At 64.6% G+C, this 23,446-nt stretch carries 22 protein-coding genes; 9 read left to right on the top strand and 13 right to left on the bottom strand.

What is annotated here, in order from left to right; translation table 11 throughout:
• Window position 1: 1 nt before the first annotated feature.
• Window positions 2–871 carry a ZIP family metal transporter gene (locus P2T57_RS08335; protein WP_276302020.1) on the bottom strand — a complete coding sequence of 290 codons (870 nt, stop codon included), beginning with the start codon at window positions 869–871 and terminating at the stop codon, window positions 2–4.
• 157 nt (window positions 872–1,028) lie between these two features.
• Here P2T57_RS08335 and P2T57_RS08330 point away from each other — a divergent pair, with 157 nt between their 5' ends.
• Together P2T57_RS08330 and P2T57_RS08325 are read left to right on the top strand one after the other, a co-directional pair.
• Window positions 1,029–1,175 carry a hypothetical protein gene (locus P2T57_RS08330; RefSeq protein ID WP_276302019.1) on the top strand — a complete coding sequence of 49 codons (147 nt, stop codon included), beginning with the start codon at window positions 1,029–1,031 and terminating at the stop codon, window positions 1,173–1,175.
• Window positions 1,176–1,314: 139 nt separating this feature from the next.
• Complete coding sequence (locus tag P2T57_RS08325) at window positions 1,315–1,740, top strand: DUF7344 domain-containing protein (protein WP_276302018.1); 426 nt, start codon at window positions 1,315–1,317, stop codon at window positions 1,738–1,740.
• A 103-nt stretch (window positions 1,741–1,843) separates the two neighbouring features.
• On the opposite strand, the gene P2T57_RS08320 is transcribed toward P2T57_RS08325, so the two are convergent.
• Window positions 1,844–2,404, bottom strand: coding sequence for a metal-dependent hydrolase (locus tag P2T57_RS08320; protein WP_276302017.1), 561 nt, complete (start codon window positions 2,402–2,404; stop codon window positions 1,844–1,846).
• Window positions 2,405–2,578: 174 nt separating this feature from the next.
• Here P2T57_RS08320 and P2T57_RS08315 point away from each other — a divergent pair, with 174 nt between their 5' ends.
• Window positions 2,579–4,012 carry a hypothetical protein gene (locus tag P2T57_RS08315; RefSeq protein ID WP_276302016.1) on the top strand — a complete coding sequence of 478 codons (1,434 nt, stop codon included), beginning with the start codon at window positions 2,579–2,581 and terminating at the stop codon, window positions 4,010–4,012.
• 1 nt (window position 4,013) lies between these two features.
• Here P2T57_RS08315 and P2T57_RS08310 read toward each other — a convergent pair whose 3' ends face one another.
• Entirely contained in the window at window positions 4,014–5,252 is a 1,239-nt protein-coding gene (locus P2T57_RS08310) for an AI-2E family transporter (protein ID WP_276302015.1), read from the bottom strand.
• Between the two features lie 159 nt (window positions 5,253–5,411).
• Window positions 5,412–6,848: an MFS transporter gene (locus P2T57_RS08305; protein ID WP_276302014.1), complete on the bottom strand. Its 1,437-nt coding sequence runs from the start codon at window positions 6,846–6,848 to the stop codon at window positions 5,412–5,414.
• Between the two features lie 191 nt (window positions 6,849–7,039).
• Between P2T57_RS08305 and P2T57_RS08300 the strand changes: the two genes are divergently transcribed.
• Window positions 7,040–7,411, top strand: coding sequence for a 30S ribosomal protein S8e (locus tag P2T57_RS08300; RefSeq protein ID WP_276302013.1), 372 nt, complete (start codon window positions 7,040–7,042; stop codon window positions 7,409–7,411).
• A 114-nt stretch (window positions 7,412–7,525) separates the two neighbouring features.
• Here P2T57_RS08300 and radB read toward each other — a convergent pair whose 3' ends face one another.
• Entirely contained in the window at window positions 7,526–8,242 is a 717-nt protein-coding gene (gene radB / locus P2T57_RS08295) for a DNA repair and recombination protein RadB (protein WP_276302012.1), read from the bottom strand.
• A 219-nt stretch (window positions 8,243–8,461) separates the two neighbouring features.
• On the opposite strand from radB, the gene P2T57_RS08290 reads away from it, so the two are divergent.
• Window positions 8,462–8,608, top strand: coding sequence for a hypothetical protein (locus tag P2T57_RS08290; protein WP_276302011.1), 147 nt, complete (start codon window positions 8,462–8,464; stop codon window positions 8,606–8,608).
• 102 nt (window positions 8,609–8,710) lie between these two features.
• Window positions 8,711–9,460, top strand: a complete 750-nt coding sequence (locus P2T57_RS08285) for a hypothetical protein (protein WP_276302010.1) — start codon at window positions 8,711–8,713, stop codon at window positions 9,458–9,460.
• A gap of 51 nt (window positions 9,461–9,511) precedes the next feature.
• Here P2T57_RS08285 and larC read toward each other — a convergent pair whose 3' ends face one another.
• Entirely contained in the window at window positions 9,512–10,843 is a 1,332-nt protein-coding gene (gene larC / locus P2T57_RS08280) for a nickel pincer cofactor biosynthesis protein LarC (RefSeq protein WP_276302009.1), read from the bottom strand.
• Window positions 10,844–11,222: 379 nt separating this feature from the next.
• On the opposite strand from larC, the gene P2T57_RS08275 reads away from it, so the two are divergent.
• Window positions 11,223–13,448 carry a CDC48 family AAA ATPase gene (locus tag P2T57_RS08275; protein ID WP_276302008.1) on the top strand — a complete coding sequence of 742 codons (2,226 nt, stop codon included), beginning with the start codon at window positions 11,223–11,225 and terminating at the stop codon, window positions 13,446–13,448.
• Window positions 13,449–13,785: 337 nt separating this feature from the next.
• On the opposite strand, the gene phoU (P2T57_RS08270) is transcribed toward P2T57_RS08275, so the two are convergent.
• From phoU (P2T57_RS08270) to P2T57_RS08245, 6 genes are all read right to left on the bottom strand, one after another.
• The gene (gene phoU / locus P2T57_RS08270) at window positions 13,786–14,463 is read right to left on the bottom strand and encodes a phosphate signaling complex protein PhoU (protein WP_276302007.1); all 678 of its coding nucleotides are present in this window, start codon (window positions 14,461–14,463) and stop codon (window positions 13,786–13,788) included.
• A gap of 64 nt (window positions 14,464–14,527) precedes the next feature.
• The gene (phoU, locus tag P2T57_RS08265; RefSeq protein WP_276302006.1) at window positions 14,528–15,208 is read right to left on the bottom strand and encodes a phosphate signaling complex protein PhoU; all 681 of its coding nucleotides are present in this window, start codon (window positions 15,206–15,208) and stop codon (window positions 14,528–14,530) included.
• Window positions 15,209–15,531: 323 nt separating this feature from the next.
• Entirely contained in the window at window positions 15,532–16,389 is an 858-nt protein-coding gene (pstB, locus tag P2T57_RS08260; RefSeq protein ID WP_420028536.1) for a phosphate ABC transporter ATP-binding protein PstB, read from the bottom strand.
• A 71-nt stretch (window positions 16,390–16,460) separates the two neighbouring features.
• Window positions 16,461–18,083, bottom strand: coding sequence for a phosphate ABC transporter permease PstA (pstA, locus tag P2T57_RS08255; protein ID WP_276302004.1), 1,623 nt, complete (start codon window positions 18,081–18,083; stop codon window positions 16,461–16,463).
• Window positions 18,080–19,153 carry a phosphate ABC transporter permease subunit PstC gene (gene pstC / locus P2T57_RS08250; protein ID WP_420028517.1) on the bottom strand — a complete coding sequence of 358 codons (1,074 nt, stop codon included), beginning with the start codon at window positions 19,151–19,153 and terminating at the stop codon, window positions 18,080–18,082. The genes pstA and pstC overlap by 4 nt, the downstream gene beginning before the upstream one ends.
• The gene (locus P2T57_RS08245; RefSeq protein WP_276302003.1) at window positions 19,150–20,244 is read right to left on the bottom strand and encodes a PstS family phosphate ABC transporter substrate-binding protein; all 1,095 of its coding nucleotides are present in this window, start codon (window positions 20,242–20,244) and stop codon (window positions 19,150–19,152) included. The genes pstC and P2T57_RS08245 overlap by 4 nt, the downstream gene beginning before the upstream one ends.
• Before the next feature lie 269 nt (window positions 20,245–20,513).
• Here P2T57_RS08245 and P2T57_RS08240 point away from each other — a divergent pair, with 269 nt between their 5' ends.
• Window positions 20,514–21,515 (top strand): phosphate uptake regulator PhoU, encoded by a 1,002-nt coding sequence (locus P2T57_RS08240; protein ID WP_276302002.1) that lies wholly within the window; start codon window positions 20,514–20,516, stop codon window positions 21,513–21,515.
• A gap of 155 nt (window positions 21,516–21,670) precedes the next feature.
• On the opposite strand, the gene P2T57_RS08235 is transcribed toward P2T57_RS08240, so the two are convergent.
• Window positions 21,671–22,813 (bottom strand): CBS domain-containing protein, encoded by a 1,143-nt coding sequence (locus P2T57_RS08235; protein WP_276302001.1) that lies wholly within the window; start codon window positions 22,811–22,813, stop codon window positions 21,671–21,673.
• A gap of 103 nt (window positions 22,814–22,916) precedes the next feature.
• On the opposite strand from P2T57_RS08235, the gene P2T57_RS08230 reads away from it, so the two are divergent.
• Window positions 22,917–23,240: a lycopene cyclase domain-containing protein gene (locus P2T57_RS08230; protein WP_276302000.1), complete on the top strand. Its 324-nt coding sequence runs from the start codon at window positions 22,917–22,919 to the stop codon at window positions 23,238–23,240.
• Window positions 23,241–23,446: the final 206 nt, after the last annotated feature.

The raw sequence follows: 23,446 nt of genomic DNA, 5'->3' as shown, positions 1-23,446 counted from the left end.
CTTACCCGAGCACGATGTCGAGATACAACATCACCGCGACACCGAGCATCGTCCCGAGGGTTGCGATTCGCTCGTGACCCCGAGCGTGGGTCTCGGGCACAATTTCGTCGCTGATGACGAACAGCATCCCGCCCGCCGCGAACCCCATCGCGTAGGGGAGAATCGGCGCGGCGATTCCTACCGCGAGCGCGCCGAACACCGCCAGCGGAATCTCCACGAGGCCGGCCCGGACTCCTGCCAGCGTGGCGTAGAACAGCGACCCGAATCCGGCGTTGGCGGCGGCGACCGAAACCGCGAGGCCCTCGGGGATGTTCTGGATGCCGATGGCGAGCATCAGCGCCAGCGCGTCGCCGAGGTTGCCCGACCCGAACCCGACCCCGACCGCCAACCCCTCGGGCATGTTGTGGAGGGTAATGGCGACGATAAACAGCAAGACCGAGGCGGTCCGGTCGTCGTCGGGGTCGATTCGGGTCCGGCCGGTCGCCGTGTCCTCCTCGATTCGAGGGTCGCCGTCCGCTCTCTCCTCCTTCGAACGTTCTCCGCCCCGACCGGTGATGACGACGTGGATATGAGGGACCCACTGGTCGGCCCGGTCGAGCAGGACGACCCCGAGTGCGAACCCGGCCAGCACCGGCCAGATGCCCCCGATTTCGATTCCGGGAAGGATGAGACTCGTGAAACTCGCCGACAGCATCACCCCCGCCGCGAATCCCAGCGCGCCGTCGAGCGCCCGGTCGGAGGGGTTCGGCCAGACGACCACCAGCGCCGCCCCGAGAGTGTTCAGCGCGGCGATGACGATGCCGCCGGCTAAGCCCTGCATCACGGGGTCGCGCCCCACCACGCGGACGAACCACTCGGTTATCCCGGCCATGAAGCCAACAATCGGCCGACGAGAGCAAAAATCCGCCGCCGGGAACCGCGTTCGCGCGAGTCGGGAGCGTCGGGAGTCGCGCGAGTCTGAGGACCGGCGTCACCCGACTCGGACGCCTGCCCGAGAGATTGAAACCTCCACGTATCTAACACGAACCATGCGAGTCTGTGACATCTGCGAGGACCGCAAGCCGGAGGGGACCCGGTTGGTCTCTCGCAACGGGGGCGACCTCTGGGTCTGCCACGGGTGCATGATGCGGGCGGTCACCAACAAGGCCGACGAACTGTCCTATCGGGATTGGTGAGAACCACCAGCACCGGTCGCTGAGCGTCGTCGCTAGCCCCGAGCAAACGCCCCGACCGCATCGCGTTTGTTTCGATGCTATCGTTCTCAATGAATCTGCCTAGATTTATAATGCGTGTGTGATACCATCTCACAAGACAATGAGTCATGCTCCGAACGAGTCGAACCGAGAACCGACCTCGAACGACCCCGAAAGCGACGCCCCCGCCGAACGCGGTTCGGCGGGACGCTCGCTCGACGCGATTTTCGAGCTACTCGCTGTCGAGCGCCGCCGAAACGCGCTGTACGTGCTGTATCGCCACTCCGACCCGATTGGGCTGACCGACCTCGCCGAGGAGGTGTCGTCTCTCGAAGGCGTCCCCACCGAGCAGGTCGTGGCCGACCTTTACCACGTCCACCTCCCTCGACTCGCCGAAGAGGGCGTCGCCGAGTACGACGCCGACGAAGGTGTCGTCTGCCGCACAGCTTCGTCCGGCCGGTTTCGAGCGTATTTGGCTCGCGCCGCGGAGGACGAAGGCCGCCCGCTCCGTCGGGCCTCGGAGAGCGCCACGCTCTCGGAGTTCTGAGTCCCGGCTACTTCGTCCCGAGTCGCCAGTCGTCCTCGGTCCGCTTGATGCCGGCCACCGCCGACCGCGCCGGTGGTTTCTCCAAAAGCTATCTGTAGCTTAACTAGATACCACCCCGCGCGAGGAGTTCGAGGCCGAGATACCCCGCCGCGCCGGTGGCGAAGACCCCGACGACGAACAGCGCGTAGTTCCACGCCGCGCTGTCGGCGGTCGTCACCGACAGCGAGTAGCGCCGGTCGGTGACAGGCCAGAGGAGTGGCACCCCCATCGGCGTCAGCAGGTCGGCGGAGAGGTGTGCGAGGACGGACAGCGCGACGACGCTGGCGGCGAACGCCCGGAGCGACAGCGGGCCGATTGCTGGCGCGCCGAACCCGAGCGCGAGACTGGCGAGATTCGTCCCACTCGCGCTCCCCCCGAGGCCCGCCATGGCTACGCCGACCGCGACCCACGCGCCGACGCCGAGGAGGCCGGCGAACGCGAGGGTGTGAGTCGGCCCGCGGTGGGAGACGAACGAGACCCGGTGGTCCCAGTCGGGGAGCATCGTCAGCCAGACGGCCCCCGCGCCGCCGACCACCGCGGCTCCGGGGTGGCCGAGCGAGAGAAGCCACGCGCCGAACGGGGCGTAGACCGCGAGCGCCGCGCCGTAATGACCGGTTCGGAACATGGGCGTCGGTGGACAGCGCGGCGACTTGATTATGACGGAGTGGAGCGAGGACGCCTTTCGGATTTCACATCTGTTTGGCTCGCCGAGCGAAGCACGCGGGGAACGGCGTTGTCTGACCACCGGTCGCTTCGGACCTAGATTCAAGGTCGCGTCTCCCGTCTCTGTGGCCACTTCATGCGCGTCCTCATCGTCCCCGAACTCTACCGGCCCGACGACGCGACCGCAAACGGCACGCTCAACGACGCGGTGGTCTGGGTCGAGACGTGGTTGGACATCGACCCGGACCTCCACGTCTACTGGTTGCTCGCGCCGCCAGAGACGGCGAACTACGACCCCGAGTACGTCCACGCCGACCGGGAGCGCGTCACCCTCGTCGAGGCCGACCCCTTCATGCACGGCCATCGCCATCAGGGCGCGTTCACCGAATCGGGCTACAGCGAAGGCCAGTTGGAAGCCCTCGCGGAAGCGACCTACGACCAGTTGGGCTACGTGGACGTGGTGGTGGACCAACTCCGGCGCGGCCGGGCCGACCTCGCCAAGTGGCTGTTCGCACTCGACGGCCACCGGGTCGGCCACCCGTGGCCCGTCGAAATCATCACCAACGTTCACGACCTCCAACTCCCGTTCAAGTACGCCGGGACGGGGTGGCGAAACGGGTTCCAGCGCGACACCGAACTCACCGAGTCGATTCTCTCAGACGGGATGTGGTTCAAGGCGACGGTCGATTGGGAGGGAATGGCCGAGTACGGCAGTGAACTGCTACAGGAGTCGGTCGTGGACAGCGCCCTCGACGCCGCCATCCAGACCGGCAGTCCCATCGACTTCTCGCAGTTCGAGGACGAGTACGCCGAGCGACCCGAGTACCTCCACGTCGCGGGGTCAATCTGGGACAAGAAGCAGGTCGGGACCGTGATGAACCTCGCCGAACTCCTCTACGAGAAGTTCGGGATTCGGACCGTGATGACCAGCATGAGCCGGATTCCGGCCGAGTACGCCGACCTGCCGTGGGTCGAGGCCTATCCCAAGGCGTCCCGCGACGAGTTCGAGTCCGCGCTGAGGAAGGGCGACCTCTGTATCTCGGCGACCGAGTACGAGACGCTGGCCCGGACGTGGTTCGAGCAGGCCGGGAGCGGGCAGGTCCTCATCGCCCGCAACCAACCGTGGATTTACGACGCCATCCCGCGGGACTACGGCCTCGCCGGAACCATCGACGAGTTGCCCGAGTTGGCGGTCTGGGCGGTCGAGAACTGGGACGAAGCAGTCGCCGAGAGCAAGCGCATGCTGGAGTACACCAAGAAAATCCGCGACCCGGTGCAGTCCGGCCAGCGAACCTACGACGACATGGCCGACCGCACCGCCGAGAAAGTCGCGGAGTACGCCCCCGACGAGAACGACGCGACAATCGGGGACGCCCTCGAAGCACTCGGCGACGAGTTCGCGCTGGACGAGTTGAACCGGAAAACCGCGGAGTTCACCGGCGACGGCGAGCCGATTCTGTCCGGCGAGTGCGCCCTGAGCGAGGTGGTTTACGCCCTCAGGCGTCGGGGGTACGCCGACACTGGGAATCCGGGAACGCCGACGTTCGAGAAACGAGAGAAGCGCGAATAATTCAGCGTTCGTCCGACCCGCCGTCGGGGGTCCGCTCGCGGCGGGTCAGCGCCCGGACCGGAGCGCGGCCCGGAACCCGGCGACGCGATGGCGGCGATTCGGTCCTCGCGTCGGATTCAGTCGTCCGGTTCTCGACCGCGAACTCGTCGCGTTCGACCAGTTCCGGCACGATGACGCGGACGAAGTGGACGACCAGCACGAGCAGGAGCGGGCCGAGAAACAGGCCGTACCACCCGAACAGCACCGGACCGAGGACGTAGGCCAGCATCACCAGTCCAGTGTGGAGGTCCCGGCCCGAGACGTAGGGCCGCAGGACGAGTTCGGGAATCGTGTCCACGACCACGAACGTCACCAGCAGGAAGACGACGGGGAACCAGAGCGTGGTCGGGTCGTTCACGCCCGCCACGACCGCCAGCACGATGCCCAGTGGGATGTAGACCAACTTCATCCCGACCACCGGAATCAGGCTGGCGAGCCCCGTGAGCAGGCCCAACAGGGTCGGCGAGGGCACCGAGACGAGGACGGGAGCCACGAGGTCGAGGAGGTTGAAGATGACCGCCGACAGGATGCCGATGACGAACGCGGTCAGGATGTTGCCGAAGTAGACGGTTTCGAGGTCGCTGTCCACCGCGCTGGCGAACGCCACGGTGGGACTGTCCTCGCCGGCGACCTCCTCGCGGAACCACGCCGCGAGTCGGTGGTCGTCCCGCAGGAGGTAGAACGCCACGACGAGGGTGATGACGATGCCGAGCGCGGTGCTGGCGAGAACCCCGAGAACCGCCACGAGCGAGGCCAGCAGGTCGCGGACGGCCTCTGCGCCGCGGTCCGAGACGAGTTCCTGTAACTGCTGGGGGTTCGCCTGCGCCATGCCGACGAGTTGTGCGGGGTCGAGCAGAAGCGAGGTGTCCACGTAGGGACCGAGGACGCCCTCGAACTCGGTGAGGCCGACCCCCGCCAGCGAACTCAACTCTCGGACGCTGACGAGTACGGTGTAGCCCAACAGCAGGAGTCCGGGAAGCGCCAGTCCGAACAGCGCCGTGGCGGCGGTCAGCGTCCGCTGGTGTATCCGGCCCAACAGCCGGCGGTACATCGGTCGCGTGGCGTAGTAGACGAACAGTCCCAACAGGAACGTCCCGAGGAAGGACGTGACGACGTAGCCGACGGCGACGGCCAAGACGACGGCGACCAGCCACCACGCCAACCGTTCCCGGTCGAAGGAGAACTCTCGTACCCAGCCCATGCCAGAGCGTTCGGCGCGGAGACGTAAGTTCCTCTAGGCGTCGATTCCTTCCGTGGTACCGGGCGTCTACCTGTGAGTCGGTCGCCCGATTCGCAGTCTCGGACAACTAATTATTTCCTATAAAAACAATCAGAGTTGGGAAAGAAACAGAAAAGAGTGTCAGAACAGGGGTTCACCCATCGTCTCTCTGCCGAAGACCAGCACCACCAGACCGCCGAGGAGGAACGCCACCGCAAGCGGCGCGAGCGCCACCAGATACCCCGTCTCGACCAGCGCACCGGCCAGAATCGGGCCGAGGACCGCGCCGATTTTGCCGACGCCGCCCGCGAACCCGTTGCCGGTGCCCCGGACCTCGGTGGGGAACAGTTCCGGCGTGTAGGCGTAGATAGCACCCCACGCGCCGAGGGTGAAGAAACTCGCCGCGAGCAGGCCGCCGAAGAACGGCCAGAAGCCCGATAGGCCAGCGCCGAACAGCGAGACGTTCGGCATCGACGCCGCGAAGACGAAGGTGAAGACGCCCGAGAGGGCGAGATAGCTCCCGAGCGTCGGCTTGCGGCCGATTTTCTCCACGAGGTAGGCCGCGCTGAAGTAGCCGGGGAACTGGACGAGTGCGATGAGGAGGAAGTAGACGTAGATACCTTCGAGGGTCACGCCGCCGACCGAGATGCTCTCGACCACGCCCGCCGCGCCGACCGTCTGGGGAAGCCAGATGAACACGCCGTAGTAGCCGAAGTTGATGGCGAACCACGCCGTCGCAATCATCGCGGTCCGCGCCCGGAGGTCGGTCTCGAACAGCCGCGAATAGCCCGCCGACTCGGTGGTTTCGACCGACTCGGCAGTGATGGGCGTGAACTCCTCGCCGTTCTCCTCGGCGATGGCCCGGATGCGCTCGTTTGCGCCGTCGATGTCTCCTCGGCGCGCGAGGTAGTAGGGCGTCTCCCGGAGTTGGGACCGAATCACGAACACCAGCAGAGCCGGGAAGGCCGCGCTGGCGAACAGGAGTCGCCACCCCGCGACAGCGCCGAGGACCGGCACGGTGACAGTCCCCGCAGGCCCGGTCAGTACCGAGAGGAACAGCCACGCCAGTACGACCGCCAACACGTTTCCGAGCGGCCAGAAGGCGTCCAAGTAGACCAGATAGCGTCCTCGGCGGTCGGTCGGCAGGTGTTCGGAGAGGTAGGAGGTATCCACCGCCAAGGCCCCGCCCAGACCGACGCCGGTCAAAAACCGGAGCGCGAATCCCGAGTAGAACCCGGTGGCGAAGGCGGTCAGCCCCGCGAACACCGAGTAGACCAGCACGGTCCACTGGAAGGCGTCGATTCGGCCGCGCTTGTCGGCGTACCAGCCCCACACCCAGTTGCCGGCTATCATGCCGACGAGACTCGCGCTCCCGAGCAGTCCCGCCGAGAGGCCCGACAGTCCCCACGCCGAGATGAGGACCGGGAGGGTGAAGCTGATGATGATGACCTCCATGCCGTCGAAGGCCCACGCGCTCCCGCAAATCGCCAGCAGGCGGCGGTGGAACGCACCGACGGGAATCCGGTCCATCACTTCCGAGACGGTGACGCGCTCGTCGGTGGTGACTCCGTTTGGCATCGTTCTCGTGGCGAGACTGGGTTTCGGACGCACTTAAGGATGAGGATTCAGCAACGATTCCCAGTTTCGAAGACAAAAAGTCTTCAAAATGGCACACCGATCCATTCTGTTCTTCTTCGCCGACGCCCCGCGCGGACTCGGCCCGACGCGAAAGGTTGGATATAAGTACGCCCGTGGCCGATTTTTCGGGTATGAAAGACCAAGGACGTTCCACGCGCTCCCGAACCGGCGGCCGACGCCGCCCGCACGACAAGAAGAAAAAGCACCAGTTGGGCCGTGAACCGACCGAAACCACGGTCGGCGAGACGCGCCTCCGAGCCATCGACGCCCGCGGTAATACCGAGAAGGTCCGCGCGCTCTCGACCGACGTGGCCAGCGTCGCCAAGGGCGGCGAGACCGTCGAGGCCGACATCGAGGACGTCGTGGAGAACGACGCCAACCCGAACTACGTCCGACGGAACATCGTCACCAAGGGCGCGGTCATCCAGACCAGCGAGGGCAAGGCCCGCGTCACCTCCCGACCCGGCCAGTCCGGCAACGTGAACGCGGTCCTCGTCGAATAGTCGTCCCTTCTCACCGAACTCGTACTTTTTCCCGGATTCGGTAGCCGCGGCTATCGGTCGTCGTCGGGTCGCTATCGGGTCGCCGTCGGACGCTCGAAGAAAGAAAACTGGCTCTTAGACGCTGACGCCGTCCTCGACGCCTTCGAGTCCCTCGTCGGTAATCCGGAACTGGACCTTCTCGCCCGCGGCCTTGGCGCGGTGCTTTTCGAGGGTCGCGCGCCGATTGCCGCCCCGGAACCGCTCGACGCGGACGACCGTACCGGTCCAGTGTTCGAGGGTGTGACCACCGAGTGGTCTGGTGCGGTCGCTGTCCGGGTCGGTGTAGACTTGGTTGGTCAGGACCACCGCCAAGTCGTGTTTCCGGGCCAGCGAGAGGAGATGGGTGACTTGGCTGGCGACCTCTCGAAGGGCCTCGCCGCCCTCCTCGTCCTCGGCGCGTTCGAGTCGGTAGAACCCGGTCGCGCTGTCGAGCACCACGAGGTCGGCGCGCTCGGCGAGTTCGGCGGTGTCGCGGACGGCCTCCTCCTGTTCCGCGAAGTCGTAGGCCTCCTTGACGATGATGCGGGAGGTCAGGTCCTCCACGTCGTCCGCGCCGACCTCCTCGGCGCGGGCCTCCGCAACCTGCTCGAATCGGGATAGCGAAAGTCCCTCGGTGTCGATGTAGACCGCGGTGCCGCCCTCGGCGGCGACCTCGACCGCCGCGCCCAGCGCGACGTTGGTCTTGCCGGCGGCGGGCGGGCCGTAGACCTGCGTGACGGTTCCGACTTCGAAGCCGCCACCGAGGAGACCGTCGAGGGGACCGCATCCGGTCGGGATGGACTCGTGATTCACGCCAGTCGCTTGGTCCTACCCGGTCAAAAGGCTCCGGATTCGCTGTCAGCGTTCGATTTTGTGGTACCTGCTGTCACGGCAAGCGCCGGGAGTCCGCTCGTCGGCGCGCGGTTCTGCGCGCGGACGAGTACTCTCGCAACTATCCATCAGTCGAGATTAGTAAACGAGATAGATAGTATCGAATCGCTTATGTCCGTGAGTGATGTTATCATATCTAGTATGATGGTCGCAACCGTCTTGGAGTGCCCTCAATGCGTCGAGGAGAATCAGGCGGAGTTCACGGGCGAACTCGTGGACGGCGACGGCATCTGGCGGATGCGGTGTTGCGGGACGCTCGCCGACGGGCCGCACCCGGAAGGCGCGTGAGTCGGCGCGAGGGCGGCGTCCGCCCGTCGTCACGGGACGCGCTCGACCGAACGACCGCCGAGGTAGTTGAACTTTTTACACCCGACGCCGAAGGCTCGACTCGTGATAGTCGTCGCCACAGCGGACTTCGAGGTGTATCACGGCGTGGTCAACGAACTGCGCGACCGGGGCGTGACCTTCACCACGGTTGAACCCGGCGACGCGCTTCCGGACGGTGCGACCGTCCTGATTCGGGCCGAGGACGACGACGCCTTCGACGCCGACGAGACCGGCCAGACCGTCGAAACCGTCGTCGCGGACCCCGAGGACCCCCGGCGCGCCGTGGACGAGGCCCTCGCTCGCCTCCGGGGCGGTGAGGGCCGGACCATCGTCGGCGTGGACCCCGGCACCCGGCCCGGCATCGCCGTGCTGTCGGGTGACATGGTAGTCGCGGCCTTCCACGTCCCGCTCTCGGACGTGGCCGAGACGGTCCGCAGAGAGGTCGCGGACGCGGTGGACCCCGTGGTTCGCATCGGCGACGGCGCGCGCTTGCAAGGCGGCCAACTCGTCCGCGAGTTAGAGGAGGTCCCTGTCGAACTCGTGGACGAGACCGGGACGACGCCCTACCTCGGCACCGGCGCGCGGGGGATGGGCGACGTGCTGGCCGCGGTCAACATCGCTCGCTTGTCGGGCGAACGAGTCGAAGGCCGGGACGTGGAACCCACCGCCGGGGAACTGCAGGTCATCCAGAACAAGTCCCGCCAGCGGGCCGACGACAACCGGGAGATAGACGAGGAGTTAGCGAGGCGCGTGGCGGCCGGGGACCTCACTCTGGAAGAAGCGATGGACGAACATCGGAACGCCGACGAGTGAAAGCAACGTTCTCCGTTTCTTCAGTAATAAGGCTCGTTCTTTCGGAATGCTCTACAATTCTCTGGCCGCGTCCTCGGCGCGGCGCATGACCTCGCGCACGGCCACGCCCGCTTCCGTCGCCACGTCAGCGCAGTCGTCGTACTCGGCGCTCACGTCGTAGACCTCGCCCGCGTCGTCGCTGGCGATTTTCACGTCAACCTCGTAGCGTTCGCCGTCGAGCGAGACCACGACCGTCTCGAATTTTCGGTTGGCTATCCAGCGGTGGGTCGCGCCAGTCTGGCGAATGCCGAGGGTGCCGGTCTCCTCGGCGAGTCTGCGCGCGACCGATTCGGCGTCCTCGGGTTTGCAGATGACCTTCACGAGGTGGCCGGGCCGGGACTTCTTCATCGTCAGCGGGACGATGGACACGTCTCGCGCGCCGACCGCCGCGAGCGAGTCCTGCAGGCCGCCCAGAATCTCGGGCGGGGCGTCGTCCAGATTGGTTTCGAGGACCGCCACGTCGTCGGAGACGAGATTCCCGGAACCCCCCGATTCGCCGACCATCGCTCTGAGGACGTTCGGATGCTCGGGGAAGTCGTACCCGCCAGCGCCGTAGCCCGAGGCTTCGACCCGGAGCGACGGCAGAGACTCGACACCCTCCGCGAAGTGGGCCAGAATCGCCGCGCCGGTCGGCGTGAGGAGTTCGGCCTCGACCGGACCACCCCGGAGCGACCAGTCGGCGCGTTCTGCGAGTTCGACCACTGCCGGGGTCGGCACGGGGTAGACGCCGTGGCTCATCTCCACCTCGCCGCCGCCCGTGGCGAGGGGCGTCGTCACGACGCGCTCGGGGGCCAAGTCGTCCAGCAGGAGCGCCGCGCCCACCACGTCGGCGATGGCGTCGTCCGCGCCGACCTCGTGGAAGTGCGTCGAGTCGAGGTCGGTCCCGTGGACGCTCGATTCGGCCTCGCCGAGGAGTTCGAAGATTGCGAGGGCGTCGGCCTCGACGCTCTCGGGCAAGCCCATCCCTTCCACAAGTTCGACCACCTCGGGGTAGGTCCGAAGCGCACCGGAGCCTTCGGCGTGGGTGTGGTCGTGCGAGTGGTCGTGGCCAGCGTGGTCGCCGTGGGTGTGTTCCTCGTCGTGCGAGTGGTCGTGAGAATGGTCGTGGCTGTGGCCGGTGTCGTCGGCCTCCTCGTCGTCGGACTCGGCGTCTTCGTCCTCCAGCAGGACCGAGACGGTCGTCGCCGAAATTCCGTTTTTCTGGGTCTCGCCGACCTCGTAGCGAATCGGGAGGGCCTCCTCGACGGGGGCGAGGGCATCGCGGTCCGCCCCCGCTGAAAGGAGGGCCGCGAGGAGCATATCGCCACTCGCGCCCATTCGGCCGTCGAATGCGAGCGTCTTCATGGTGGGAGGTAGACGCTCTCGGCGAAAAAGGCGGTGATTGTTTGTCTCCCGGAGACCACCGCCGCGACTGCCCCGCACAGCACCGCAGACCGCGCCCCGAACCTCCCCGCCGCACCCGCGCAGAACTGCGCGGGTGCGGCGCGTCCCGTGGTCTGTGACGCCGAGCGAATCGGTTGGGTACCCACCGAGCGCACCCGCAGTCTGCCACAAACTACACCAGTACACCAAACTGCTTTGTAGCGCGAACACGTATGCAAAATCATAGCATGCGCCCGGACGTGACGACCGCGTTGGCCGGTTTAGTGGACGAATACCCCGGTAGCAAAGGACTTATCCTTCGCGGGCGCACATCGACAAACAATCCCCGTATTACTAAATCATGAATGAAGTCCAACTAGAGGTGGCAAAGGCGTACCCGAACGATTCGGGACGCGGTATCGCCCGTCTCGACCCGGATACGCTCCTGCATCTGAAGCTGAGTCCGGGCGACATCATCGAAATCGAAGGCGGTGACACGACCGCGGCGAAGGTCTGGCGCGCGGACCGACAGGACTGGAACACCGACACCGTGCGCATCGACGGGTTCACGCGGCAGAACGCCGACGTGGGCATCGGCGAGCGCGTCGAGATTCGGAAGGCCGAGGCCGAGAAGGCCGACAAACTCGTCCTCGCGCCGCCCGAGGAGGCCAGCGTCCAGTTCGGTTCGGACGCGGCCGGGATGGTCAAGCGCCAGATTCTCAAGCGCCCGGTGGTCGAGCGCGACATCGTGCCCGTGATGTCCTCGACAAACCACCCGTTCATGCGGTCGCCCGGACAGGCGATTCCGCTCATCGCGGTCGAGACGGAGCCTGAAGGCGTCTGTCTCATCACCGAGGACACCGATGTCGAACTCCGCGAGGAGCCGATTTCGGGCTTCGAGAAGACTGGCGGCGGCATCACCTACGAGGACATCGGTGGCCTCGAAAACGAGATTCAGCGCGTCCGGGAGATGGTCGAACTCCCGATGAAGCACCCCCAGATTTTCAAGAAACTGGGCATCGAACCGCCCCAAGGCGTCCTGCTTCACGGCCCGCCCGGTACGGGGAAGACCTTGCTGGCCAAGGCGGTGGCCAACGAGACCTCCGCGAGTTTCTTCTCCATCGCGGGGCCGGAGATTATCTCGAAGTACTACGGCGAGTCCGAGCAACAGCTCAGAGAGATTTTCGAGGACGCCACCGAGGAGTCGCCCTCCATCATCTTCATCGACGAGTTGGACTCCATCGCGCCCAAACGCGAGGACGTGACCGGCGAGGTCGAGCGCCGGGTCGTCGCCCAACTGCTGACCATGATGGACGGTCTGGAATCCCGCGGGCAGGTCATCGTCATTGCGGCGACCAACCGCGTGGACTCGGTTGACCCGGCGCTCCGGCGTCCCGGCCGGTTCGACCGCGAAATCGAAATCGGCGTTCCGGACGAGACCGGCAGAGAGGAAATCCTGCAGATTCACACCCGCGGGATGCCCCTGTCGGACGACGTGAACCTCGGCAGTCTGGCCAACGACACCCACGGTTTCGTCGGCGCGGACATCGAGAGCCTGACGAAAGAGGCCGCGATGAAGGCCCTGCGGCGCTACCTCCCCGAAATCGACTTGGACGAGGAGGACATCCCGCCGAGCCTCATCGACCGGATGATAGTCAAGCGACAGGACTTCAACGGCGCGCTCAACGAGGTCGAACCCTCCGCGATGCGCGAAGTCCTCGTGGAACTGCCCAAGATTTCGTGGGACGACGTGGGCGGTCTGGAGGAGGCCCAGCAACAGGTCAAAGAGAGCGTCGAGTGGCCCCTCTCGTCGCCCGAGAAGTTCCAGCGGTTGGGTATTAGCCCGCCGAGCGGGGTCCTGCTCTACGGCCCGCCCGGCACCGGTAAGACCCTGATGGCGAAGGCGGTGGCCAACGAGACCAACGCCAACTTCATCTCGGTCCGCGGGCCGCAGTTACTGTCGAAGTGGGTCGGCGAATCGGAGAAGGCCATCCGCCAGACCTTCCGGAAGGCCCGGCAGGTCTCGCCGACGGTCATCTTCTTCGACGAGTTGGACAGCCTCGCGCCCTCTCGCAGTCAGGAGATGGGAAGCAACGTCTCCGAGCGCGTGGTCAACCAACTCCTGACCGAACTCGACGGACTGGAGGAGAAGGGCGACGTGATGGTCATCGGCGCGACCAACCGCCCGGACATGATAGACCCCGCGCTGATTCGGTCGGGCCGGTTCGACCGCCTCGTCATGATTGGCCAACCCGACGAGGAGGGCCGCGAGCAGATTCTCAAGATTCACACCGACGACACGCCGCTGTCGGCCGACGTGAGCCTCCGGGAACTCGCGGAAATCACCGACGGCTACGTGGGTAGCGACCTCGAATCCATCGCCCGCGAGGCCGCCATCGAGGCGCTCCGCGAGGACGACGAGGCCACCGAGGTCGGCATGAGCCACTTCCGGCAAGCGATGGAGAACGTCCGGCCGACCATCACCGAGGACCTGCTGGACTACTACGAGCAGATGAAAGACGAGTTCAAGGGCGGGTCCTCGAGTCCGACCCAAGAGCGCCGGAACGACCGCATCGGGTTCCAATAAAACGTTACGACCTTTTTATTGCGAGCGCAGTCGCCAGCGGCGACTGCGCTCGATAAAAAAAGCTCGACCAAAAACACGGCGTCACCCCCTCAAGCGCGCCGGTAGGCGCGCTTTCGAGGGATTCCTTGGTCCGCTCGCTTCGCTCGCGGGAGAACTGCTAGCCCGACAACGGAGTTGCTGGCCCGTGACCGCAGGCGGATGGGTTCGTCAGGAGATAGCAAGGAAATGAAAATGTTGCTTAAAGAGTTGTAATTATTTCTTTAGATATGCTCTACAATTGAGCGTGCGGTCTGAGAGAAATCGCGGGGGAGCCGCGATTTCGACCGCAAGAAAAGTCTCAGTAGATTAATTCGTCGTCGTTCTCGACCATGTAGAGGGTCCGGGCGGCGATGTTGACCGCGTGGTCGCCGACGCGCTCCAAGTCCCGAACCGTGAGGAGAAGCCGCGACACGTCCTGAAGCAGTTGCTCGACTTCCTCCTCGGTGTTGTTCTCCAGTTCGGTCTCGATGAGGTCGCGGACGACGATTTCGCTGGCGCGTTCGCAGAGTTCGTCCAAGTCGTCGTCGCGCTCGGCGATGCCGTAACAGCCGTCGGTGTCCTCGTCGGCGTAGGCCGTCATCGCGTCGTCTATCATATCGACGGTGAACGCGCCGAGTTCCTGAATGTCAACCTCGGGGAACACGTCGTGGTTGGCCTCGTGAGTGTACTCGCCGAGGTTGGTGGCGAGGTCACCGATGCGTTCGAGGTCGGTGATAATCTTGAACGACGCCGCGATGAACCGCAGGTCGCCGGCCACCGGCTGTTGGAGGGCCAACAGGTCGATGCAGTCCTGTTCGAGTTCGAGGTAGAGTTGGTTGACCTCCTCGTCGCCGTCAATGACCTCCCACGCCAAGTCGTCGTCTTTCTGTTCGAGGGCGTCCAGTCCCATCCGAAGGCGCTCCATCACGACCTCGCTCATGTAGAGGACGTTCTCGCGGAGGTCGATGAGCTTCTGCTGATAGTCCTCTCGGGGCATATCTACGAATGCGCGTGTCCCGGTGTTGTACCTTTCGCCCGCAGTATCTGACGGGCGTCCGCCACTACTCGATGAGTCGGTCGTCGCTCTCGACCATGTAGAGGGTCCGGGCGGCGACGTTGACCGCGTGGTCGCCGACACGCTCTAAGTCCCGAATCGTCAGCAGAACCCGCGACACGTCCTGTAGCAGGAACTCGACCTGCTCGTCGTCGGCGTCCTCGCCGAGTTCGGTCCGGATGAGGTCCCGGACCACGAGTTCGCTGGCGCGCTCGCAGGTCGCGTCGAGGTCGGCGTCCCGGTCGGCCAGCGAGACGCACGCCACGGTGTCCTCGTCGGCGTAGGCCGTCAAGGCAGATTCGACCATCTCGACTGCGCGCTCGCCGAGGCCCCGCAGGTCCACCTCGCCGAACACCTGCCGGTCGGCGTAGAGGGCGTACTCGCCGAGGTTGACCGCCAAGTCGCCGACCCGTTCGAGGTCGGTGATGATTTTGAACGACGCCGCGACGAACCGCAGGTCGCCCGCAACCGGTTGCTGAAGCGCCAGCAGGTCGATGCACTCCTGTTCAAGTTCGAGGTAGAGTTGGTTGACCTCCTCGTCGCCATCGATGACCGCCCACGCGAGTTCGTGGTCCTGCCGGTCGAGGGCCTCCAACCCCTGCCGGAGGCGCGAGACGACGAGGTCGCCCATCTCGCAGACGGCCTCGCGGAGCGATTCGAGCCGATTCTGGAACTCAGTTCGTGCCATGACGTGTGTGTTCGTGTCGATTGGTCGGGTACGCGATTGACGCCGTTACGCGATTGGCGTGGCGATGCGTCGGGCGACGACTCCGGCGCAGACGACCAGTCCCGGTCGGTCGAACCTCCCACAGTCCCGCAATCTTTCCATTCCACCGCAGAACAACGAAAACGACCGCGAGCGACGACCGCAGGGAGGAGCGAGCGGACCAAGGGAGGACGAGAGCGAACGAAGTGAGCGGCGGGACGACCGCCGTGTTTTTGGTCGAGCTTTTGCAAGGGAGGAGATTCGACGCTAGCGAATCTCCGACCGCTGGAAAAGGTCGTAACGTTTCATCCGAACTTCCCAGTGATGTAGTCCTCGACGCGCTGGCTGTTGGGATTCTCGAAGATTTGGTCGGTCTCGCCGTACTCGACCAGTTCGCCGCCGGTCAGGAAGACCGCGGTCTGGTCGGAGATGCGGGCCGCCTGTTGCATGTTGTGGGTGACGACGACCACCGTGTAGTCCTCCGAAAGCTCCTCGATGAGGTCCTCGATTTTGGCGGTGGCGATGGGGTCGAGCGCCGAGGCCGGTTCGTCCATCAGGATGACCTCGGGGTCCACCGCGAGACAGCGCCCGATGCAGAGGCGCTGTTGTTGGCCACCCGAGAGACCCAGCGCGTTGTCGTCGAGTCGGTCCTTCACTTCGTCCCAGATTGCGGCCTGCTTGAGCGAGCGCTCGACGATTTCGTCCTCTTTTTCGGGTTCGGCGCGTCCCAAAAGCTTGTCGAGGAGTCCGTCGTTGATGTCGCCGTGCTTTCGCGGGCCGTAGGCGATGTTGTCTCGAATCGACTTCGGGAAGGGGTTGGGGGCTTGGAACACCATGCCGACGCGCTTGCGGAGTTCCACGAGGTTCACGCCGTCTTGGTAAATCTCCTCGCCGTCGATTTCGACCGAGCCGTCGACCTGCGCCGAGTTGATACGGTCGTTCATCCGGTTGAGACATCGCAGGAAGGTGGACTTCCCGCACCCGGAGGGGCCGATGAGCGCGGTGACGCTGTTCTCGGGGATGTCCATCGAAACCGACTGGATGGCGTGGTCGTCGCCGTAGAACACGTCCAAGTCCTCGACCGAAATCTTGGGAGCGCCGTCGAACTGGTAGTCGGTCCACTCGTCTTTGAGTTGCTCTTGGCTCTCCCCGCTGACCGTCATGGACTGACTCGCGGACTGTTCGCCGGTCTCCTGTTCGCTCGCTTGCTCGCTCTGTTTGAATTCTGCGTTGCTCATTGTTCGAGTTTCCTCCGGAAGTAGATTCGAGAGACGATACCGACCGCGTAGAACGACAGCACCACGATGAGGAGCACCAGCGCGGTGGCCCATCCGAACGCGGGGTCGGAACTCACGACGCCCGCGGTGATGGTCGCGTAGAGCTTGTAGGGCAGGGCGCTGATGCTGTCCAGCAGGGCCGGGTTCGCCACGAAGGGCGGACTCGACGTGAACTGGAAGTTGGTCAGCACCTGCGGTCCCTGACTGGCCTGCAAGTTACCGGTCGCCACCAGCAGGATGGGTGCCGTCTCGCCCGCAATCCGACCGACGCCGAGGATGACGCCCGTGATGACGCCCGGCATCGCGGCCGGCAAGACCACGCTCTTGATGGTCTCCCACTGGCTGACACCGAGCGCCGCGCTGGCGTCCCGGTACTCCTTGGGTACCGTCTTGATGGCTTCCCGACTGGTGATGAGGACCAGCGGGAGGAGCATGAAGCCAAGCACCAACTGGCCCGCCATCAGCGAGGTCGTGTTACCGAGTCGCGGCACGAGGAAGGCGTAGCCGAACAGGCCGTAGACGATGCTCGGCGTACTCCACAGGCCGTTGGTCGCAATCTCGACGGCGCGAGTGAACCCGCCCTGTTCGGCGTACTCGGTGAGGAACACCGCCGCGCCGACGCCGAGCGGGACCGCGAACAGGACTGCGCCGATGACCAGCCAGACCGTCCCGACGATAGACGGCAGGACGCCGTTCATCACGTCGCTCGACAGCGAATAGCCGTTCATCGTGAACGGCCAGTAGAACCAGACGCCCGGAATCTCGAAGACGAGGTACTGGTCGAATCCGGGAATCTGGAACCAGAAGGCTGGTTCGCTGAACAGGCCGAACTTGAGGTCCTCGACCATCCGCGACCAGCCCTTTCCGGCGACGAACAGGATGAGCAGGAGCAGAACTCCCAGCATCCCGAAGGCGTTCAGGCCGACCAGCAGGTACGCGCCGGCCTGTCGTCCGCGGGTTCCGAAGCCCTCGTGGGCCTTCGCCGCGGCCCACGCACAGACGAGGCCGGCGAAGATGGTCAGTACCGGACCGATAACCGGACCGGTGAAGGCGGCCGAGAAGCCCTCGGGTTCCCACTCCCACTCGGTCGTGATGACGTTCAGGAGGAACAGCGCGCCGACGGTAATCGACAGCGCGCCCGCGGGGAGCGTCGAACCGATGTCCTCGCGGGGGAGGACGGTTATCGCAGTGAAGCCAGCGCCGAACAGCAGGGAGACTGCGAGCCACCCGACGAGGCCGAAGCCGAGCGTCTGGGAGGCGAACAGGGCACCGGTCACGACGCCGACGAGACCGAACAGGCCGCCGGTCAGGAGGCCGGCGCTCCGGTCGGGCGTCGTGTCCACGAGGCCGGCCCGCGAGGCGACGCCGAGCGCGATGACCGCGAGACCGGTCGCGCCGAGGGTCAGGCCGTAGAGGTTGAACAGGCTGACGCCGAAGAAGTCGGCCTCAACCTCGGTCCACTGGAAGATGGCCGCGAAGCCGAGTATCACCGAGACGACGTTGAGACCGACGATGGCCGCCGCGACGCGCTCTGACAGCGACGACTCGTCGGTCACGAGGTCGCTCGTCTCGTAGCTCATTGGCTACCACCCAGTTTGCGCTCCATGTGGGCCTCGATGAGTTGGGACCCGATGCTGAGTCCGAGGACGGTCACGAACAGCACCACGCCCGCCGCGAACAGCGCCGACATCTGGTCGCCGCTGGCGATGCCGTACTGGCCCGCGATGAGGCTGGTGAGCGTCTCGGTCCCCGAGAACACGTCGTAGATGGGGTCCGGAAGCACCTGCTGGTGGGGAAGCATCACGGTCACGGCCATCGTCTCGCCGACAGCGCGGCCGACGCCCAGTAGGACCGCGGCCGAGACGCCCGAGAACGACGCCGGGATGGTGACGTTCTTGATGGTCTGCCAGTCGGTCGCGCCGAGCGCCAGCGACCCGCTTTTCATCGACTCGGGCACGCTGTCGATTGCGTCCTCGGCGACCGAGACCACGGTCGGCAGGGACATCACGCCGATGACCAGCGCGGCCGCGAACAGGCTTCCGAAGTTGGCGAGGTTGAACTCCTCCATCATGTACGTGTTGATGATGGTGTAGCCGATGAACCCGTAGACGATGGAGGGAACGCCGGCCAGAATCTCGATGCCGGGCTTGATGACCTCTCGCGCCCAACTCGGCGCGATTTCGCTGATGAACAGCGCGCCGGCCACGCCCAGCGGCGCGGCGATGGCCATCGCCAGTACGGTCGTTACCAACGTCCCCCACATCATCGGAACCAGCGAGTAGATGCCTTCGCTGGTACTCCAGAGCGGTTCGCTGGTCCTGAATATCAGGTCGAGACCCATCGCCTGAAAGATGGGGAGCGCCCGGAGGACCAGATACACCGTGATGAGACCGAGGATGACGATGGTCGAAGCCGTCATCAGGAACATTAGCAGTTTCGCCGTGTTGGCCTGATGGGCCTTCCACCCGTAGACAGCGGCCCCGAAGAACGCGAGGAGCGGGAAGACGGTGTAGGCAGGCGCGACGAGGAAAGCCAACAGCGCGCCGAGGACCGACGCGACGGCCACGCCGTCCACGAACTGCGCCCCGCGGTCCATGTCCTCGACGGTCGCTCGGGCGGACCGAACGCGGGTGTCGATGCTTCCTATCATTTGGTGTCGGGAAGCTTTTCGAGTTGGTTCTTCCGGCGTTTCTCGGTCAGCATCGAGTACCCCGACGGTTTGACGAAGTTCTCCTGCCCGAACTCGTTGATGAGCATCCGGAGGTAGGCGGCCTCCATCTCGGAGGTTCCGTCGTAGGTGTAACAGTGGAGGTCACGCGAGAGCGGATACCCCTTCTCGGAGAGGTTCTTGCCGCGCTCGTAGACCTTCCCGTCGAACGAGAGTTTGACGGTCGGCGTCTCGGACGTGAGGAAGGCCAGCGCCATGTACGCGATAGCGTTGTTCGACTGGGCAACGATGGTCTTGACCTGCTGGTTCTGGCCTTTCCGCACGTCCACGCCGGACATCGGGGCGTCGGGGTCGCCCAGCATGTTCGCCCGGAAGGCGGTGTCGGTGCCCGACCCTTCGGCGCGGCCGATTGCCTGAATTTCCTTGTCGTCGCCGGTGTAGGCGTCTATCTCGGACCAGTTCTCTATCTCCCCCTGATAGATTTTCCGGACCTGTTCGGCGGTCAGTTTCTCGACGCCCGCCTCGTAGATTTCCTTGCTGACGACGATTGGCTGAGCGTCCACGCCCACGACGTGGTTCTCGAACTTGTCGAGTTCCTCGTCGCTCAGGTCGGGCAGTTCGGCGTCTACCGGCGCGCTGGCGTTGCCGATGTCGATGAGGCCGTTCTTGAGTTTCTCCAGTCCCGTGCCGGAGTGGCTCAGACCGACCGTCACCTTGAACGGCGGCGACGAGCCTTCGGCGTCGAAACTCTCGTACTTGCTCGCCCAGTAATTAGCCAGTCGTTCGTCCGTGTCGATGCCGTACTTGCTCGGTCCCCAGTACTCCTCGTCGTCGGCCGGTGGGTTGGAGTTCCACACCGACGCGGCTTTGCTCGTTATCGGGTACACCGTCGAGGAGCCACCCGCCTTCAGTTGGGTCGAAGACGAGTCATCTGACTCCTCGCTCGTCGTCGTCGCTTCCCCACGACTGCCCGGCGGCGTCTTGCTCGTACTGACGCACCCGGCTAGCGACGCGATGGCGGTGCCCCCTCCGAGGAGAATTGTTCGACGGTCTACAGAGGGTCTTTCCCGCATTGGGATGGATTTGCCGAAGACGAAGTAAATACCCTTCTATTATTTCTATATAGACGTATTTACTCATGCGTATGCAGGTCTCCGAAAGTCGGCTGAATGACGTAAACCGTGGTTAGGTGGAACATGGAAGGCGATACGGGTGAGTATCCGGGACGACTCCCGCGGTACGTGCCAATACCCAATCACGAGTCTCCGCGTATTCCGGTGCGTTTCGAGATTCGTATATAGATTGGGATAGATTTATTGTTCCCCACACCCGCGTTTCTCACATGGAAACGCGGAAGGTCCAAGTCACGGGCGGCTCGACGTTCACCGTCTCGATTCCGAAGGATTGGGCGACCGAGAACGGAATCGAAGCGGGCGACCGCGTCGAATTTCATCCCGAAGGCGACTCGCTTTTGCTCTCTCCTCGGACGACCGAAGACACGGTTGAAGGGACCGTGGACATCTCCGACCTCGAAGGCGCGCAACTCATGCGCACGGTGTTCACGCTGTACGTCAGCGGCTTCGACATCATCAACCTCGAATCGACCCGCGTGACGCCCGACCAGCGCCGGACGGTCCGGGACGCCACGCAGGGCCTCGTCGGTCTGGAGGTCATCGAGGAGACCGGCGACCGGGTGGTCCTGCAGGACCTGCTGGACTCGTCGGAACTCTCGATTCACAACGCCATCACCCGGATGCGACTCGTCTCGGCGACGATGCTTCAGGACGCCGTGACCGCGCTGGTCGAGAACGACGATAGCCTCGCCACCGACGTTATCGAGCGCGACGACGACGTGGACCGCCTCTGGTTCATGGTCTCGCGCGTGTTCCGGTCGGCGCTCCGCAACCCCAGCACCGCGGCCGACATCGGCCTGCCCCGCGAGACGTGTTTCGACTACCATTCGAGCGCCCGCCAGTTGGAGCGTATCGCGGACCACGCCGCCAAAATCGGCCAACTCGGTCTCAACCTCGGCGAGATTCCCGACGACGTTGCCGAGGCCCTCGAAGAACTCCACGCCGAGTCCGCCGACATCGTGGAGATGGCGATGGACGCCCTCCTCGAAGACGACGGTACCGAAGCGACTCGTCTCGGTAACGAGGCCCGCGAGCGCGTCCGGGGAATCGACGAACACACCCGCCACGTGGACGACCTCATCCGCAAGATGGACGCCCAGCGCGCCCAGCAACTCAGTCTGGTCGTGGACTCGCTGTCCCGGACCGCCGACTACGGCGGCAACATCGCCGAGACCGCACTCCAGAAGGCCGCGCCCCGCCCCGAGAACTGACCGCTCCGTCGCTGTCCGTTTCCGAGCCTCGCCGCCCCGGCATTCTTTGGCTTTCTCTAAAATAGCAAACTGTTTCTTTTAGCCATCTACAGCACTTCGGGACCGACGAGTGGCCAAAAAGCGTCGTCGGACGGTTCGACCGCGACGACCGGCGCTCAGAGTTCGCCGAGTTTCCGCAGGAGCTGTCCCTCGTACTCCCGGTCGCTCTCGACGCCCTTCATCTCCAGCACGTTGCGCTCTAGTTTGTCGCGCGCGACGCCGAACGCCTGTTCGGCACCGTAGCCCTCGCCCGACCCCGCGGCCTGCCCGCGGTTTGTCCGGAGGCGAATCTTACACTGGATGAGCGGCGTGCCCCGAAGCTTCTCCTTGTGTTCGTGGAACCGGACGTGGGCGTGGCGGACCCGCATGTCCTGATACTTGTCCGAAATCTCGGTGATGGACTCCCGAATCGACTCTCGGGTGAGGGTGTCCAGCAGGTTGACGTTCGTGACCTGCACGTCCATCACGTCCTCCTCGGTGTAGGAGAGCGCGCGAAGCACGTCGGTCTTGGTGACGACGCCGCCGACCACCCGGTCGTCGTCCTCGGGCGTGACGACGAGTCCCGAGTAATCCTTCTCGAACATGCGTTCGACCGCGTTCTTGACGCTCTCGCTCAGGGTGGTCGTCGCGGCCGGACTCGACATCACGTCGTAGACCGGCAGGTCCAGCAGGCGCTCGCCCTCGCCCGACCGGTCTCCTCGGGTCGTCTTCTGGACGTTCCGGGTTGCGAAGTTCACCACGTCGTGGGTCGTGACGACGCCGGTGAGGAAGCCGTCCTCGTCCACCACCGGAAGCCGCGAGACGCCGTGTTCGCGCAGGCGGTTGATTGCCTGTCCGAGGGTGGCGTCCTCGGCAATGGTGATGACGTTCTCGGTGTAAATCTGCTCGACCGTGAGCGAGTCGAGATTCTCCAGCACGGCCTCGAGGATGAGGTCTTGGCTGATGACGCCCCAGAGATTGCCCGATTCGAAGACTGGCGCGACCTTGGTGCCGCCCTCGACCAGCGTTCGGGCCACGTCACGGACGTTGGCGGTTCGCTCGACCTTCGGTGCGGATTTAGTCAGCGTCTCGATTTTGGTGTGGTCCTCGATGTGCGAGCGCAGGAGTTGCTTCTGCGTGATGACGCCCTCGTACTCCCCGGCGCGCGTCACGATGATGCCCTTCGGGTTCTCGTCCTCGAAGACGGACCGGGCCTTCCCGACGTTCGATTCAGCCTCTAGCTCCGTGTAGTCCGCCGTAGCAATATCAGCGATGTCCATCGGTACCTGAAGATACTCCTCGGATGGTCTTGAAAGTTATCGCGCGTCGAACGAAGTGACAACCGGCGATAGGATTATATTCTTGCGAGTAGAAGGGCCGGGAATGATACCCGACATCGGTGCGGTGTTCGGCGAGTACACCTACCTCGCCACCGAAGTCGTGTGGGGGGCAGTCGCGGTAGGACTTCTTTATCGGGCCAATGCGCTGGTTCAAGCCGGGCGGACCATCGCCGTCCTGTACCCTATCGCCTACGTCTGGGACTGGTACACGCTCCATATCGGCGTGTTCAGCATCCCCCTTCGGACCGGTATCGAACTCCTCGGAATCCCAATCGAGGAACACATCTTCATGCTGGTAGTTCCCGGATTAGTGCTAGGGATTCACGAGAACCTCGTGGACCGGGACCGCGAGGACCCTCCGAACTGAGACCGCCGAAAACGGCCGGTAAGGGGTGATTACCGGCAGACGGCGGGCGGATGAAACAGACGTGCAACTGTTCGTAAGCAATGGTTTCCGGTGGGTAAATGGTGAATAACAAAGGCTAATCCGAGCGATGTGTTCTATCCATGCTGGGTTACGAGCAAGGGGTGGCATATTAATGAGCACCATTGGTGACTCATCCGGAACCGGAA

This window comes from Halorussus lipolyticus (genome assembly GCF_029338375.1).
In the GTDB taxonomy this organism is placed as follows: Archaea; Halobacteriota; Halobacteria; order Halobacteriales; family Haladaptataceae; genus Halorussus; species Halorussus lipolyticus.
This window is presented reverse-complemented; position numbering and strand designations above follow the sequence as displayed.